This is a genomic window from Sphingobacterium sp. UGAL515B_05 (assembly GCF_033097525.1).
Classification (GTDB): Bacteria; Bacteroidota; Bacteroidia; order Sphingobacteriales; family Sphingobacteriaceae; genus Sphingobacterium.
This window is the reverse complement of sequence record NZ_CP109907.1, coordinates 3,911,947-3,928,352: the sequence shown is the minus strand read 5'-3', so window position 1 is coordinate 3,928,352 and position 16,406 is coordinate 3,911,947. Positions and strand designations below refer to the sequence as shown.

The window sequence follows — 16,406 nt, the reverse complement described above, 5'->3', positions numbered from 1 at the left end:
TTTGCAAAAGATTTAAAATTTAACATCGATACCAAAATTGTATGAACGCAATACAGGGAATGCATTGCCACCACCAATCTCCGGATCATAATATTTATTGAATGGGCTAAGCACAAAGAGATTGGTCCCTGTAGCGAAAATCCTTATGTTATCAAAAACTTTATTATAAAATTTCCCCTTTGGTAAATCGTAACTTAAAGTCAGGTATTTCATCCGCATAAAACTGCCATCTTTCAACCAATAGGCACTGTTTGTTTGATATGTACTTGCATTATTGGCACTCACACGCTTCGGCAAAGTCGCATTTGGGTTCTCCGGCGTCCAGCTGTCCGAATACCATTGATCCCACATGCGGTTCCATTCTACCCCTCCAGCAAGATCATTCATCCATTTTTTCTCTCCCAAACGTCCTGAAAGCATCATATCCACATGAAATCCTTTCCAGCTCCCACCTAGGTTTAGACCATATACAACAGGATTATTATTTGGTTTTAACATCACGCGGTCCCAATCATCGATATTTCCATCCGGTTTACCATCAGGTCCACTCAAATCCTTGTACACCATCATCCCTAATGCCGGAGACAAACCATTATGCTTATAATTCGGATTTGCGGCAACAAAGGCATCCACATCTGCTTGAGTTCTCAAGATACGATCATACTGCCAACCTGTGATATAACTCAACGATTTGCCAACAGGCACATCAATCGTCTGTGCATTCTGCGCATAATCCTGTGTAATTACCTTATTCCAGCCATAGGACATCGTCAGATTTGCATAATAGGAGAAATCCGGCCGATCCTTACGATACCCCAACTGCAGATCGAATCCCTGTGCTTTGACTTTTGCGTAGTTCTCATCTGGCATAGACAAACTAAAAGTTGTCGGAAGGGATAATTGACGATTCTTCAAAATATCATAGGTATTCCGATACCAATAATCGAGTGAAATATTCCAATTCTTCAGAAAATTCATATCCGCTCCAAAATTGTAACTCAATGATTTTTCCCAAGTCAAATTAGGGTTGACCACAGGACCGTAGCCGATTCCGACAGAAGGAGAAGGGCTTGTGCCAAAATAAGCTGAACTTCCGGCTTTATAAGCTTCCTGCCATTGCCATCCTCCACCTCCAACTGCATCATTCCCTGTCAAACCGACCGATCCCCTGAATTTCAAAAATTGGATCACTGATTTATTGAAAAATTTCTCTTCCGAAGCAACCCATCCGACCGAACCTGCTGGAAAGAATCCCCAGCGCTCATTCGGTGCAAATTGCATGGAACCATCTTCGCGGAAAGAAAAATTAACTAAATATTTGTCCGCATAGGCATAATTAAACTGTCCGACATAAGACATCCGCCCATTGAGAAAGTCTGTATCACCATCAGCCCAACCATCAGCACGTGCACTACTAGCCGCCCAAAATTGGTCAGTTAGATACACCGGAAAAGTTTCCCTTCCACCTGTGATGCCTGCTCCTCCACCTTCATACCACTCTGTAACCAAAGCTCCAGATACCCGATGTACACCATTAAATACATGATCGTAGTTCAGCTGAACATTGAACTGTTTATCGTCACTATAGGTCGATTTTCGTTCAATAAAATCCTTTCCAACCCAAGTTGATTTTCTCGTTCCAACAATATCGCTGTCAGCAGTCGAAATAATACGATTATTTGGACCACTTCTTTTCATTAAAAATAATGGATAGTTCTTATAAAACTTTTGAGTAATTTCATTAGACCAGCTTCTTGCATACGACACTTTGGCTTTCAACCCATCTAAAAACGGAGCCTTGTAAGTTCCGCTTATAATCAATTGTGGTTTCAACATTTTTGCCTTATTATAACCAGCAGTTCCATCTACACTCGCCCCCATATTGGCAATCCACCCATAATCGATGTATTGACCATTATCCGTGTATACCGGCTGATCAGGCTGCCATACGCGCAACTTACCATAATTGGCCGCTGCATCTTCAAAAACAGCATTTCCAGTAAAGTTGTTATAAAGCGCAAAACCTGAAAATATTTCAAGATCCTTCGTAATATCGGCAGTTACATTCATCCGAATATTATACTTATCATAGGTAAGCGGATCTAAAAATCCTGTTTGCTTAACATATGATGCAGCACCAAAATATCGCACCTTATCACTCCCACCATTCACACTAAGATTGTGTGTTTGTGTGGATGGATTGCGCCATACTGTTTCCAGCTGATCGTAGCCCCAACCATTATTGATTGTCTTATAATGATCTAGTTCCTCCTGAGACCAGGCCCATCCCGCAGGGTCAGCAGCACCATTAATACGCGTATAAAGTTCACCGGCCTGCACGGCACTCGTTAGATTTACATTCTTTGTTCGCGTGTCGATACTATATCCTGCTGAATAGTTAAAGACCGGCCTACCCTGCGTTCCTCTTTTAGTGGTCACTAAGATTACACCTCCTGCCGAACGAGCCCCATAAATGGCTGCTGAAGCTGCGTCCTTTAACACCGAAATCTCATCGATTTCATTTGGACTCAGGTTATTAAAATCTCCCGATCCCCGAACAACACCATCAATTACATAAATAACATTTTGATCATTAAGCGAAGACTTTGTCCGCACACTGATTGCAGGTTGTGATCCCGGGATTGCATTAACTGTACTTACATTAACACCCGATAGCTTACCGATGAGAAGATTTCCCGCAGAGGTCGTTGGAATCGCATTCATCCGCTCATCCACTTTCATTGTTGAAATAGATCCGGTAATCAAAGATTTTTTCTGCGAAGTATATCCAACTACCACAACCTCATTCAGATCGTTCGTTCCTACTTTCAAAGAAACATTGAGCGTCTTCTGTCCAGCAACTGCTTGTTCGACGGTTTCATGTCCAACATAGGTGAAAACCAATATTGCCGATGAAGCAACTTTGATCTGATAATGACCATCTTTATCCGTAGTCTGTTGATTTCGCTTCCCTTTTTCTGAAACGGACACTCCGATCATCGGTTTCCCGTCCCTGTCAATCACGCGACCATTTACAATGATATCTTCCTGAGTAAGTTCAGACGGAACCATTTCCCGATGCTCGCCCTCCATTAATAATGCTCTCGCTACCGCCTCTCTAGGGCTGCAGGCGACAGCCAAAGCACAAAAGAGCACAACATTTTTTGTGCTTTTGTGCCAATTTTGAAACTGTGTTAATTTCGCTTTTTTCATAATTATCTGTATTCAGGGTCCCCTAGTCTCGAAAGAAAAGACAATAGTGAACTTGGTTATTTATAAGTCTTTATTTTTCACAAATGATGACAGGAATAAATCTCAGGATATTAAATAGCGAGAACCACCAGTAATTTGCTCTTTTGTAATGTTTTTTTGCACTAAAGATTTTACATACAAGATGCGCCAATTTTATACTTTCATATTTTTTTTTCTTACCTTTAACTAAGCTATGCAACCGGTTGCTATAATCTGGTAATTTTTAAACCCGTTAAAGGCTTTTATTATGATGCAGCATATTTATGAAAACTTTACTTTCCCACCGGATCAGTCATTTACTGTCCGTAGCGAAGAACTTGAAATCAAAAAATACACTTCATTAAAGTCACATCGAAACTTTGAGATTGTCTTATTGGGTAATTGTATGGGGAAACGATTCATAGGGGATCACATTGAGGATTTTGAAGGTGACGAACTGGTATTGTTAGGAAGCTATCTTCCGCATTGCTGGCAATATTACAATACACTCGATAAGGATAAACCGGCCACGGCATCCATCGTTCATTTTTATCCTGATTTTTTGGGTAAAGATTTTCTGACCAAGCCCGAAGCAATTCTTCTGAACCAGTTGTTTATTAATGCAGCAAAAGGAGTGTTGTTTTCAGGGCCTATAGTTAGACAGGCTAAAGATATTCTCAATGAGATGCTGGTTGCCTCAGGGCTGTCCCGAGCGGTATTGATGCTACAGCTTTTAGACAAATTGGCCTTATCCAATTCCTATAGGACATTATCTTCACCATCCTTCAATATCATTGAAAATTCGACAGATGCCAATCGTATTAACCGAGTTTTCGACTATATATTCAAGCATTTTAGAGAGGATATAACCCTACAGGATGTAGCTTCAATAGTACCTATGTCTTCCTCTGCCTTTTGTCGTTTCTTCAAAATGCAAACAAACAGGACCTTAGTAGATTTTATCAAAGAGATACGCATTGGTCACGCGGCAAAATTATTGATGGAAGGACAATACAATATCACAGAGACCTGCTACAAAAGTGGTTACAATAATATTTCAAATTTTAACAAACATTTTAAAGATGTTAAGGGTAGTACGCCCCGAGATTTTCTAAAGCAGTATCGCACACCGGAAGCTATCTGCGTTTAAATTGGTAAAAAAGTTTCGTTTCAGCCCATTTTTGTCCTGCTTCGGTACCGCTGACACCTTGTTGATAGGTATTCATCAACGCGTTCCATTCGGCGCATTTCGGACTGTAGGATTCGGCAAGCTTCCCCATCTGATCAAGGTTAGCCCCCGCAGGGACGCTAACTGTCATGACAATCAGCTTATCGAAACGATATAATGCGATCCGTTCATAGCCTGCTTTCTTAAAACCTGCCTCCACTTCTGGCCAAACATGACTATGGTAAGTCAGGTATTCCTTTAATTTTTCTGGATTGTCGACAATATTAACCACAAAGACATGCTCTTCGTATTTCGGTATAGTCGATTTTGGCCCCTCCCCTTTGCACATAGTAAATGCCATTGAAGTGCATAATATAAGTAGGCGAATAAGCATTTTCATCGTTACTTTTGTTTAATTTTTTACTAAATGAGCCTCCTTCTATTCAATCGTTCCTTCGCCATATTAATAACTGGCCAGCTACATTATCCACGAATAAGGTCAGTTAAAATAAATATAAATCAGGATCATGACGAAGGCCAGTCCAACCCAAGTCAACCAAACTGAACGGGATTGACCAGCCTCTTTTGCATTCGATCCATCAAATAAGGTCGGCAGCTGCGAATTTGCATTGGATTTGGTCAAGAAAGAGACCAGCACAATGATCACACTCAAAGCTACAAAAATATAAAAAGATAGCATCAGAAAATGCGGCCAAAAGCCTCGGTAAGGATAATTTAAGACATGACAAACGCCTAGTATTAAACAAATTAGACCACCTCCATATAAGACAGCTTCGGCTGCTTTCCCATTAATTCCACGCCAGACTACTCCCCACAGGAAAACAACTGCCAATGGTGGTGCTAAAATGGAAACCAAACCTTGTGTTAGGTCAAAAAAACCTTTTCCGGAATAAGAAAATAGCATCGCTATGCCGATTCCAACCAACGCAACTATAACAGTTACCCATTTCCCCATACGCCGCTGCTGATTATTATCCAACACTTTAAATTGCGGTACAACATCCAACGTAAACACGGTACAAAATGAATTCAAGCTTGATGATACCGTATCTACTAAAGACGCAATCAGCGCTGCAATACTCAATCCCAAAAGACCATGCGGCATCAATTGTTTGATCATAGTTATATAGGCGTTATCCGGCGCGGTATCTTTGAATAATACAAAACACATGATACCAGGCAAAATAAATATAATCGGCATGATAATCTTAAGTGCACCGATAAATAGAGCTCCATACTGTCCCTCTTTTAAGTCTTTCGCAGCTAAAACTTTCTGTACGATCGTCTGATCAGCGCACCAATAATATATGGCTACGACAGGATAGCCTAACACGATCCCAACCCATGAGTATTCGGGATTTGATGCTGGTAAAAATAATTTCCAATAGGATGCTGGAGTTTGACTGATCAACGTATCCAGATGTCCAATCTTCTGAAAACCAAGGAAGGTCAAAATGATAGACGATACAATAATAATAATGGACTGGAAAACGCCAGTACGGACAACAGCTTTCAATCCCCCTATCGCAGTAAAACTTGTTGCGATGACACCAATAATGACGATTGCTGTAAACAACTGACAGCCGAAAATACCTGAGATAAGCAAACCGCCAGCATATAGGGCACTGCCCAGCCAAACGACTAAAATGGAAATCAGGCTATAGACGATCAGAAAATTATAAGACCTTTTACCAAAACGGATCAACAGAAACTGTGGTATTGTACTAATCTTGGTTTTTAGATAATAAGGCAAGAATACCATGGCCAATAACATCAGAAAGATCCAAGCCAATAATTCGAAATTACTTGCGACAATTCCATGGGAAAATCCAATGCTGGCAAAGCCAATTAACATCGTTGGTCCGGCATTAGCTCCAAAGATAGAAAATCCAATCTGCCACCATTTTAACGAACGCCCGCCCAGAAATATATCCTGTTGATTTTTCTCTCTTCTTGAAAAACGAAACCCCACATACAAAAGAACTAAAGCATATATTGTTAAAACTAGATAATCAATATAATTAAATGATAAATTCATAATCAGGTTCGCTTTTTATTGTATTACATACTAACCAATGGATTATATCCTGGGACATCCTGCTTTAACCAGACCTGCTCCCTTACCACCTTATTCTCCTTCAGGCAATATTCCCAATCGATACGTACAGGCAATCCATCCGATTCTGGTAAATGGAACTGCCCGTTTTCCAATGATGGGCGAATTAAAAAATACTTTTCCAAGCCATACATCAGTGAATACAGGTATTCTATCATGCCAGTTTCGTTAGCTGTAGTCATTAAAAAGCTCGAATATAAGGAATAACCACCAGAAGAAAGTTGCAAATTGCGATTTGTACATAAATCCCGGACTTCCATCCATTCCTTTATTCCACCGAACTGTGTCGGAACAGGCTGTAAGTGTTTTACTCCACAGTTGGCCAACATAGGAAATATTTTAGAGGTCCGCTCAGATTCGCCATAAGCTACAGGAACAGAAGTACGCTTGCAAAGCTCCTCAATCTGATCATAGGCCGCAGAATGTATCGGTTCTTCGAGCCAGGCCAATTCATCTTCACCAATGGCATCTAAAAATCTAAATACATCCTCACAAGACCAGATCTGGTTGACATCCACGGCGATCTGCATATCTTTTCCCGCCAGTTTGCGTACATGTTTTACACGTTCAATATCAGCAGCCACATTTGTACCGAATTCCTTCCCAATCTTCATCTTATAGCAATCTACTCCAGCATCCAGGAAAAGCGCAACTTCCTTATCCAGTTCCTGCAATGTATAATTGGTTCCACCACCGCTTCCATAGATTTTTACACTATTCCGATTGCCTCCGATATAACGATATAATGGTAGATTGCGGCGCCTGGCTGCCAAATCATATAAAGCCATATCGACCTGTCCCAGTAGCGCCGACGCCGCACCTTTGAATCCTTCATTTCGAATAGACCAATATAGCTTAGGAAAAAATTCTGCATAGGTTAAACCTTCACAATGAAACAATATGGGGAATATACAGGTTTCCAAGATATTGGTATAACTATTATAAACAGGTGCTTCGCCGACAAATCCCTCAGCATCTTCAATGCGAATAACGGATATGCCAAAACTTGAAAATGGTCCCATTGTTGCATCCTGAAAAGGAGTTATGTTAGCTACAGGTTCCAAAACTCGAATACTGACTTTTTGGATATTAAAAATCTCCTGATCTATTTTATTCATTTATTATCATTAAACGTTTGAAGGATTTCTTTATAAATTTTGACTGGCAATTTGCCCTGATTGATTGCGCCTAAAGAATTCTGCAGTTGTTGCCTGTTAGCAGCTCCCAGGACTAATTTAAATTCGACATTCAAATTCAATAGAAACCGTAATGCGAGCACTTCCAATGGTAAGTTATTCCGTTCTGCAATAGCCTGAATTCGTCGTGCCTGTTCAACCGTTCCAACGTCGAGCCAATCAGGTATGCACCGTGAAAACTCTTGAAACTTACAGCCTAAAAGTCCCATATTCAGTGGGCTCGCCGCATAGTATTCCGTTTGGGTCTGCTGGCATCTCGGTATACTATTTTGGAGCGCATCTACACGACAAGCATTCAGCTTATTGTACTCCATCAGAATATCAAATCGACCTTCTTCCAAAAATGGCAGGAACCAATCGGGGGGATTTCCGCCAATGCCAATTTTTTTGGCAAATCCCTTTTCTTTAAAATGCTCTATGGCTGAAACTACCCTTTCAGCGTTATTTACAGTTAGTACAGCAGGTTCATGTAAAAAAAGTACATCAACAGTTGATACCCCAAGTGTCCTTAAGCTCTCGTCGACGCTACGTTGCATACCAGCAATCGAGTAATCATATTTTGCTTCGGTAGCGACATAACTTTTTAATCGACCAACTTTTGTGCTAATTACAGGCCTTTCACCGGTCCACAGCTCTAGAGCCTGACCGACAATGGACTCCGCATCTCCATAAGCCGGAGCTGCATCCAAAGCACCTATGCCATGAGATAAGGCCTCAAGAATAGTCTGCACAGATTCTTCAGGATCTACTTTCCCCCATACACCACCCAGTCCCGCTGTACCTAATATTACTTTATCGATTCCTAAATTATACATTGCATTCTATTTGAATTCTAAGATCTAAATTACTAAGAAGCAACCGTATAATCCTTCAAATTTACAGTTAGGACTTTAAGTGCCTTTGTAATATGATATTCCACCCCTTTTACGGAAATCCCCATTTGTTGAGCTATCTCTTTACCACTGATGTATTGATGACGGCTCAGTTCAAACACCTCCCTTGTTTTTGTAGGCATCTGCTCTAAAGTTTGAGCTGTAATTTTCTGGATTTCTTTGAAGAAAATACGGCCCTCATTTAATTCATTCAAGCCATCAATACGCAGTTGAAGTTCTCTTTCATCACAATTGTCCAACGGTTCTATCAGTTGGCGATGAATGCGTTGGTGTTTCAAATAATCTAAGGCCTTATTTTTAATAACACGCAATAAAAAACATTTTGGAGAGAGTAAGGTCTCCACCTGCATCCGTTCCCAGGTCGCCAGTAAGGAATCAGCAGTAATATCCTCTGCCACGGCATCAATATGGACAAAAGATTTCGCAAACAAAAAGGATTGCTGATGATATTCTTTAAATAATTGATCAAAATGCTGTGCTACCTGTTTCATTACATCATTGGGGAATAGGAAAGGGCAAACCAAATCCCATCTATTTTTATGTAAAGTTTAAAATATACACGCGACACAACTAGGTCAAATTTGACCATTATCGGTGTTTTATTTGCAAGCGCAAATTACACCGCTCCATATTATTTAACGTTTCAATTAAAAATAAACTAGGGATATAGGTGCTCAAATCGACCTTTATTAAACCAATTAGATAGAATTTAAAATAAAAACAGACCAAAACAATCAAAATGAGCACTAAGTTCAAAATTAACTTTATGAAGAAAATAAGCCTATTCAAACAAACAAGGTCACTGTCTCAACTAGTAACAATTCCAGTGATCGCAATACTGTCTCTCCAATTGGCACAAGCTAATCATTTCTCATCATTACAAGACTCCACTGGAAATTACACTGTATCGGGGAAATTAAAGGACTACGACAGTGGCTGGATCTACCTCCGACATGGTGAGGGGTTAAAACAGGGACAGCAAATTGACTCTACCAAAATTATTCATGGAGAATTCACATTTAATGGAAAAGTCAGTGGTATTGAACCCTTTATGTTGGGGGTTCATTTCAAAGATAATAAAGGCAATATACTTCCATCGAGGCAATATCAAGGGCCATTTATACTATCGCCTGGAAAACTCTATGGGGAAGGTAAATTTGAATCACCCAATTTTTGGACTTTTTCGGGCACAAAAGAGCAGGATGAATACAACAGTTATAAATCCAAACTGCACGTCCTCTTTGAGAGATCACAGCAAATCAAAAGAAAAAAGAATAATTTAAAAAAGACCGAAAGGAAATTAAGTGATCAACTAAATGCAGAATTAGTATCCATTGAAAATGAAATTAATGATGCTATTCGGATGCATGTCAGCCAGAATTCGTCTTCACAAGTTGCTGCTTACATCGCAAAGTCAAATCTAGCCAATACAGATCCCCTTATCAGCCGAGCCATATATGAACTTCTCGACAGTACTATCAAAGAATCAAAATATGGGAAAGAGCTACTGCAGTTTGTTTTGTTAAAGGAACCCACTGGAATAGGGCATACTGCGCCGCCATTTAATTTACCAGACCACAGCGGACAGTTACATGCATTGTCAAACTATCGGGGATCGTATGTACTTATCGATTTTTGGGCGAGCTGGTGCGGTCCTTGTCGGCTCGAAAATCCGAATTTAGTCAAGGTCCAGCATAACTATGCTCCTAAAGGTTTAAAAATCATCAGCATCTCTGTAGACACCGATATGCATGCCTGGCAGAAAGCAGTCTCGGAAGATAAACTTTCCTGGTTACAACTTTCAGACCTCAAAGGAATAAAAAGTGAAACAGGAAAAAAATACGGAATAACACATGTTCCGATGAATTTTTTACTGGATAAGGAGGGTAAGATTATTGGGCGGAATCTAAAAGGAAACGAATTATGGGAGAAATTAAAGGAAGTTCTCTAATCATCCTTCGTATAACTATTCTCTATTTTTTGCTATCCATCGGTCATCCATGGTTTTATTTAAAAATGGAAAGGAGCAAAATAGAAAAGGAAAAGACCATAATAGCAAAAAAACAGCTGCGAACAAAGACGTCCACAGCTGTTTTGAATTGTTAAGGTTGTACGCTTTTATTTTATTTTATCCAAGATCAATACTGCACCGGCATTGGGCTCCAATGTTGTGGTAAAAACTTTGGATGTAAGTCCAAATTCTTTCCTATCGACCGTATTTTTAGCCAATCCCTGCTCATCTTGGCTCCACAACTGCGCTTTGAAACAATCAGGTGTTCCAAGAAAGGAAAGATCAATTTTGATATCCTGTTTTACCTTTGCTCCGAGCATCGCAATATACCAGCGATTACCCGAGCGACGTGCAATAATTCCACATTCACCAATGTCCGATTTGAGCACTTTAGTTTCATCCCATGTGACAGGAAGGCTACGATAGAACGCTACTGCGTTTTCGGATTCATCGATCAGCGTTTCGTGCTCTCCTCCGGCTCCACCCGCCTTATGTGGCGCATCTGCAGGGCGATCGTACCAATAGATAAATTGCCATGGACTATACAACATCACCGCTTTAGCCATTTGGGCAGCCTTTCCCCCCATTTTGGTCGTTACGCGAACAGCATGGTAACAGTTGGTATAGTCACCAGCGCCCGCAATAGCACGTGTAAACATCGTAATCAGACTTTGTTCAGAACTCGGTGATTCTTCATCGCCACGGATGCCTTCTTGCGTAATGAGATTGGGAAAAGTCCGTGAATATCCGGTAGGTCGGTATTCATCGTGTACATCTACCATTAACTTATATTGGGCGGCCTTACGGATCGCTTCGTGTAACCAGGCTGTAGCCTGTTGACTACCGACATTGACAAAACCAAATTTAAGTCCCTTGACACCCCATTTCTGATAGATCGGTAAGATCTGATCCAATTGTGTTTCCAAAGCTTTTTTATTGACATAAAGTAAGATGCCTATATTTTTCTTACGCGCATAATCAATTATCGATTGTAAATCCAATGGACCTTTGGAACGTGCTGGATCGACATTTACACGAGACGCATCCGAAGCCGTAGACTCTTCAGGGCCATACCATCCCGCATCGAACTCGACATAGTCAATCTGGTTACGTGCTGCGAAGTCCACCGCAGCACCCCCCCCAGCTGTCGTTAATGTCACTTCACGTAATACTTTACCTGGTTTTATCCAGGAGCTATCCGTTATCTCATTCGGCTTATTTAAATTGAGGACGAAATAGTTATTCTCGACCAATTCTCCCGCTGTTTTTCCAACCATTACATAGCGCCACGGACTTTCGTAGGCTGCTTTATCAAGCGCTACGGGGCCAGACAATGCAGATTGAACGATATAACTTTTCGCGTCAGCCTGATAAGTAAACTTCATGCGTGCAAAATCAACCAAAGCAGCCTCACCAATCGCCATAAATAATTTCGGCGCGGGATTAACCACCAAAGGTCTTTCAAACTCACCCTTCAGCTGGCTCAAGGTTGTTTTTGTATAAGCACTTTGTGCCGCTCCCGCGACCCAGGTTGTAGCATCGCTACTAAAATGGAAAGCCGTAGATTCGGATTTGATGGTTAATCCAGAAAAGTCATTTTTGTCAAATCCATATTTTAACGCGATTCCTTCATCGTAAAGCCTCACATAGAGACGCATTTTTTTATGATTTCCGCTGGACTGTAATTGTAACTCAATTTCATTATAGTTGTCTTTGATAGTGTTACGCTCGCCAAAAAGAGGCTTCCATTTACGGTTTACTGTCCGTTTATCGCTCTTTATCAGCTGCCAGTCACCTTGGACTATATTTTCGGTCCAGTCAAAATCCAAGATCCTGATGTCCGTCAACGTTTGGGAGGCTGAAGATAAATGTATCGTATTGTTACCCGAAGCAAGGTGGACCTCGGCCGACAGCACCTTATTCGGACTTTCCAATCTTAATTTTTGACCTTGCACAATTATAGCACAGGATATAAATAAGGTTATTAAAATCGATCTAAACATAAATTAGCATTTAATATATTGAAAAAGTGAGTTTATAGTAGAGTCCTCCCGCTATAAGTCGAATTAAACATACTATACCCTAGTAAACAGTAGAAAGATAGATCAATATAGGTATCGCGTTAAATAAATAACCGGACTACTCGATACTGTATAAAATATGTTGCCTAACAGTAAAGAATTATAAGGTCGAATTATCTCTATAAGTAGGGTAAAAATGTTAGAAATGCTCGCTAAATTTAAAAACCAATAAGATTATTTAACACGAAGAAGACCAAAATACAGTTCCCTTCGGACAGCAAAGAGAGCCTGGTCAGGACAAACATTCAAAAAAGACTACCATGTGGAGTACTAATATAAAGCAACTACCGCAATGTTCCGTTCGGAATAACTAGAGCCAGCTTCGGATCAGGGATAGATCCTGATTCCGACAAAAATATTGATCAATCTCAAAATAGAAAAAATCTGTTTTGGGATTGATCAATATCTAAAGTAAATAACTCTACTTACTAAACTGATACGAACACAATCCGAATACGATCCAAAGGATTCAATTTTGTCCTGTCTCCAAATTGACTTTCCGAAGCATCTCAAATACCCGTTCTTTATGCAATAACCACATACCTAACTTTTCTTCGGCAACACCATCCAAAAGTCGGTATGTAAAGACAATCCCCTTCTGTTCATCCAACTGGACTCCCAAATATTTCAGCGCAATACCATCTTTATACAGTATGGGACAAATTTCTGTAATATGTGAGGACAATAAGAATACACTGTTCTTGTATCCTTTCAAACAGTTAACTAACTCCAAGGTTGCTTCACTGGCATCACTATGGTTTGTCCCCTTGAATAACTCGTCCATCAGAACAAACATGTGCTTACCAGATGTCAGTAACTCCGCCAAATGTTTAACCCGTAATACCTCATTAAAAAAGTGACTTGCACCTGCATTAATATTATCACCTAAATTTATAGTCGCTGATATTCCATCAAAAAGCACGGTCTTCATTGCGTCCGCTGGGACCGGAAAACCAAGATGTGCCAGATATACACAGCTTCCAATTGTCTTCAATAAGGTAGATTTGCCGGTCATATTTGCTCCAGTCAAATACCAAAGGTTGTTTTCTTTTTTTATTTCGACGTCATTTTTAATGGCATCTTCAATAAATAAATTATAGGCTCCTCGTATGGTGATCATATCCTCACCGCCTGTCTTTTCCTCCACCTGAGGAAATACAAGATTCTTTCCTTTAATATTTTTCGCTACACTGAATAAGGCGTCCAAATGATACAAAACACCAAAAATCTCACGTATTGCATTTCGTTTTATATTTCTAAAAAGATAATCGTATTTGATCATCAGCTCCTTAGAAAATTTGTTACTCAGCAACTGTTTAAATTCATCCCGATCGATATCTTCCAAAACACAATCGATGTGCTTACGGTACTCTTTGAGAATAGCTAAACTATGAGCTTCTGATTTTGCAGATGCTAAAAAAATAGCAAGACCATCCGCGATCTTTGCTATTTCGTGAATAGATCGCTTAACAAGTATCTCGCGTTTTTTAAAATCCAAAGACAAAAAATTCGTTGACACCATTTCCAGATAATAAGTAGCCCGTGAAGGAGAATAGGGTTCTCGCGGCAGAGACAAATATTGCTCGAGATCCTGCATCATATACTTATCCAGTAGATCCGAAATCTCAACTTCTTGCATAAAAAGAATTAAATGCTGTCTGCATTCTATTTCCCATTTAGAGGAAAGAGGTTCAAGAAAATAACTATACAACATATCCCGCCCACCTAGTGTAACTGTACAATCGAAGAAATCGACCATATCCTTATACCTATTGTTGGTAACATTTAAATCCGTTAAAGTCTGCTTGTCAACGATCGACATAATTTATTTATTGTGGCTCTTTCCTTAAACTTACTCAAAGTCATTGTCATTAACAAAACTGTATCAGGATAATTATGTAGTTTACAAAAGACAAAACCTTCACGATTTCGCAGACTTCAGCAACTCTGATAGCGAACTGAAGATTCTCTCGGGCCAATAACATCAGACACTTTCTGAAAAAAAAGCCCAGTATCGTCAAATGATACTAGACTCTCTTATAACTAGCATTTATTACACAATAGGCTTTGTCTTACTTATTGGTAAACCTAAACCAATTAAAGTCGGCATAACCATCTACCCCTTCTGCTGTTTTACTATAATTGAACAATGCAAAACGATTTGCTGTCCAAGGTAGCCCTAGCTGCATCGTTAAATCATTTCCAATAACATAAAAATTTTCACCATCAGTACTATAATAAAATTTTGCTATGCCCCCCCTATCAGTAATGCGTGCCCGCACCCATAGTTTATCGCCATCAAAATTTTCTTTGCTTTCGATAATCTTGTCATCATTGCTCATAATAATTTTACGTTTGCCATTAACCTGTTCCACGGCGACGAAAGCATATGGAAATTCAAAGATGCCAAAACCAGCCACATTACCATTTTTCAATCCTTTCAGATCGATTTCAACAGTCCCTTCCGAACTCGGTCCCTGTACCCGTTGTGTCAGCGTATTGCGGGCGGTTTTTAAAGAATCAGCACGGGAGGCATGCAAGCGCATATATCCCTTACGTTCTTGAAGCGACCATTTGCTATTGTCAGGGTTATGATTCCATTGCCATTGCAATCCTAGTTTTGTCCCATTAAACTCATCAGTCGTAGCCGGAGTTTTTATGGGGTAAGTCTTTCCGACATTTGGTTTCTTATAGGTAATCACATCCTTGTTACCGGTTCCGAGCATTGGCCATCCATCCTCCCATTTGACAGGTAAAAGATGGGGAACCCGACCAATTGCACCACGATCTTGCATAATAATAAACCACCAGTCCCCGTTTTTCAATTGCACCATTCCACCTTGGTGTAGGCCGTTATCAGGATAGGAACTGTTATCATTGAGAATCAATTTATGCTCATAAGGTCCATAGATATTATCTGAGCGCAAGCAGATCTGCCAGCCCTGTGTTCCTCCCGCCGGACAGGTGATATAGTACTTGCCATTGATCTTGTACATATGCGCTCCTTCCATTCCAAAATGACCACCAAGTTCGTTCGCATTTTTGAAGCTACCTTGCCAGATTTTGACTTTATCACTCTTGACCGATTTAACGTCTGCATTCAGCTCTGTTAGGTATAATGTACCTTGACCATGTACGACATAAACTTTACCGTTATCATCAAAGAACAATCCAGGATCATACAGGTATTCGGGAAAGATTGTCCGTTTCCATGGCCCTTCTGGCTTATCCGCTTCGCAGATCGAGAAATTACCCTTTTCACGTCCCCAACCATACGGTGTACAGAATCCAGCATAGAACTTCCCATTGTGATGCTTTAAGGTTGCTGCCCATGAACCATTGAGATACAATGTACCGCCCTCCATATTATAGCGCGGATCTTCATCATAATGATCAAGAGCATAGCCCACCATTTCCCAGTTTACCAAATCTTTGGATTTCACAATCGGAGCTCCCGGCACATAATGCATACTCGTCGAGATCATGTAAAAATCGTCTCCCACACGGATCACATCAGGATCGGGCCAGTCGCCCCAAAGCAAAGGGTTCGTGAATGTACCATTACCATTGTCAGGACTCCATACCTGCTGCGCCGACGCTTGACCAAAAAGTGATAGTGTCAAGGCTAATGCAAGCCCCAGCTTCGTGGACGGCTTACCATAGCGCTTCGTTATAATCGTATTCATAGT

General features: G+C 40.3%; 11 protein-coding genes. 2 read left to right on the top strand and 9 right to left on the bottom strand.

Annotated features, from left to right (window positions below):
* Positions 1 to 12: 12 nt before the first annotated feature.
* Positions 13 to 3,213, bottom strand: coding sequence for a TonB-dependent receptor (locus OK025_RS15880; RefSeq protein WP_317665194.1), 3,201 nt, complete (start codon positions 3,211 to 3,213; stop codon positions 13 to 15).
* A gap of 286 nt (positions 3,214 to 3,499) precedes the next feature.
* On the opposite strand from OK025_RS15880, the gene OK025_RS15875 reads away from it, so the two are divergent.
* Positions 3,500 to 4,381, top strand: a complete 882-nt coding sequence (locus OK025_RS15875; RefSeq protein WP_317665192.1) for an AraC family transcriptional regulator — start codon at positions 3,500 to 3,502, stop codon at positions 4,379 to 4,381.
* Here the strand turns inward: OK025_RS15875 and OK025_RS15870 are convergent.
* The 5 genes from OK025_RS15870 to OK025_RS15850 form a co-directional block, all read right to left on the bottom strand.
* Entirely contained in the window at positions 4,368 to 4,760 is a 393-nt protein-coding gene (locus OK025_RS15870) for an L-rhamnose mutarotase (protein ID WP_317665190.1), read from the bottom strand. The genes OK025_RS15875 and OK025_RS15870 overlap by 14 nt on opposite strands.
* Before the next feature lie 138 nt (positions 4,761 to 4,898).
* Positions 4,899 to 6,458 (bottom strand): sodium:solute symporter family transporter, encoded by a 1,560-nt coding sequence (locus OK025_RS15865; RefSeq protein WP_317665188.1) that lies wholly within the window; start codon positions 6,456 to 6,458, stop codon positions 4,899 to 4,901.
* A 23-nt stretch (positions 6,459 to 6,481) separates the two neighbouring features.
* Positions 6,482 to 7,654, bottom strand: a complete 1,173-nt coding sequence (locus tag OK025_RS15860) for an enolase C-terminal domain-like protein (protein ID WP_317665186.1) — start codon at positions 7,652 to 7,654, stop codon at positions 6,482 to 6,484.
* Entirely contained in the window at positions 7,651 to 8,547 is an 897-nt protein-coding gene (locus OK025_RS15855) for an aldo/keto reductase (RefSeq protein WP_317665184.1), read from the bottom strand. The genes OK025_RS15860 and OK025_RS15855 overlap by 4 nt, the downstream gene beginning before the upstream one ends.
* A 32-nt stretch (positions 8,548 to 8,579) precedes the next feature.
* Positions 8,580 to 9,116, bottom strand: coding sequence for an RNA polymerase sigma-70 factor (locus OK025_RS15850; RefSeq protein WP_317665182.1), 537 nt, complete (start codon positions 9,114 to 9,116; stop codon positions 8,580 to 8,582).
* A 275-nt stretch (positions 9,117 to 9,391) separates the two neighbouring features.
* Here OK025_RS15850 and OK025_RS15845 point away from each other — a divergent pair, with 275 nt between their 5' ends.
* Positions 9,392 to 10,576, top strand: coding sequence for a TlpA disulfide reductase family protein (locus OK025_RS15845; RefSeq protein ID WP_317665181.1), 1,185 nt, complete (start codon positions 9,392 to 9,394; stop codon positions 10,574 to 10,576).
* Positions 10,577 to 10,743: 167 nt separating this feature from the next.
* Here the strand turns inward: OK025_RS15845 and OK025_RS15840 are convergent, their stop codons facing one another.
* The 3 genes from OK025_RS15840 to OK025_RS15830 form a co-directional block, all read right to left on the bottom strand.
* Positions 10,744 to 12,639 (bottom strand): glycoside hydrolase family 97 protein, encoded by a 1,896-nt coding sequence (locus OK025_RS15840; protein ID WP_317665179.1) that lies wholly within the window; start codon positions 12,637 to 12,639, stop codon positions 10,744 to 10,746.
* Between the two features lie 547 nt (positions 12,640 to 13,186).
* Positions 13,187 to 14,539, bottom strand: a complete 1,353-nt coding sequence (locus OK025_RS15835; protein ID WP_317665177.1) for a MutS-related protein — start codon at positions 14,537 to 14,539, stop codon at positions 13,187 to 13,189.
* Positions 14,540 to 14,789: 250 nt separating this feature from the next.
* On the bottom strand, positions 14,790 to 16,403 hold the full coding sequence (locus tag OK025_RS15830) for a glycoside hydrolase 43 family protein (protein ID WP_317665176.1): 1,614 nt from the start codon (positions 16,401 to 16,403) through the stop codon (positions 14,790 to 14,792).
* Positions 16,404 to 16,406: the final 3 nt, after the last annotated feature.

Bases quoted from the DNA above. Each gene is read 5' to 3' on its own strand.
- OK025_RS15840 (WP_317665179.1), bottom strand. From the start codon at position 12,639: ATGTTTAGATCGATTTTAATAACCTTATTTATATCCTGTGCTATAATT.
- OK025_RS15830 (WP_317665176.1), bottom strand. From the start codon at position 16,403: ATGAATACGATTATAACGAAGCGCTATGGTAAGCCGTCCACGAAGCTG.
- OK025_RS15880 (WP_317665194.1), bottom strand. From the start codon at position 3,213: ATGAAAAAAGCGAAATTAACACAGTTTCAAAATTGGCACAAAAGCACA.
- OK025_RS15850 (WP_317665182.1), bottom strand. From the start codon at position 9,116: ATGAAACAGGTAGCACAGCATTTTGATCAATTATTTAAAGAATATCAT.
- OK025_RS15845 (WP_317665181.1), top strand. From the start codon at position 9,392: ATGAAGAAAATAAGCCTATTCAAACAAACAAGGTCACTGTCTCAACTA.
- OK025_RS15870 (WP_317665190.1), bottom strand. From the start codon at position 4,760: ATGGCATTTACTATGTGCAAAGGGGAGGGGCCAAAATCGACTATACCG.
- OK025_RS15835 (WP_317665177.1), bottom strand. From the start codon at position 14,539: ATGTCGATCGTTGACAAGCAGACTTTAACGGATTTAAATGTTACCAAC.
- OK025_RS15865 (WP_317665188.1), bottom strand. From the start codon at position 6,458: ATGAATTTATCATTTAATTATATTGATTATCTAGTTTTAACAATATAT.
- OK025_RS15875 (WP_317665192.1), top strand. From the start codon at position 3,500: ATGATGCAGCATATTTATGAAAACTTTACTTTCCCACCGGATCAGTCA.
- OK025_RS15855 (WP_317665184.1), bottom strand. From the start codon at position 8,547: ATGTATAATTTAGGAATCGATAAAGTAATATTAGGTACAGCGGGACTG.
- OK025_RS15860 (WP_317665186.1), bottom strand. From the start codon at position 7,654: ATGAATAAAATAGATCAGGAGATTTTTAATATCCAAAAAGTCAGTATT.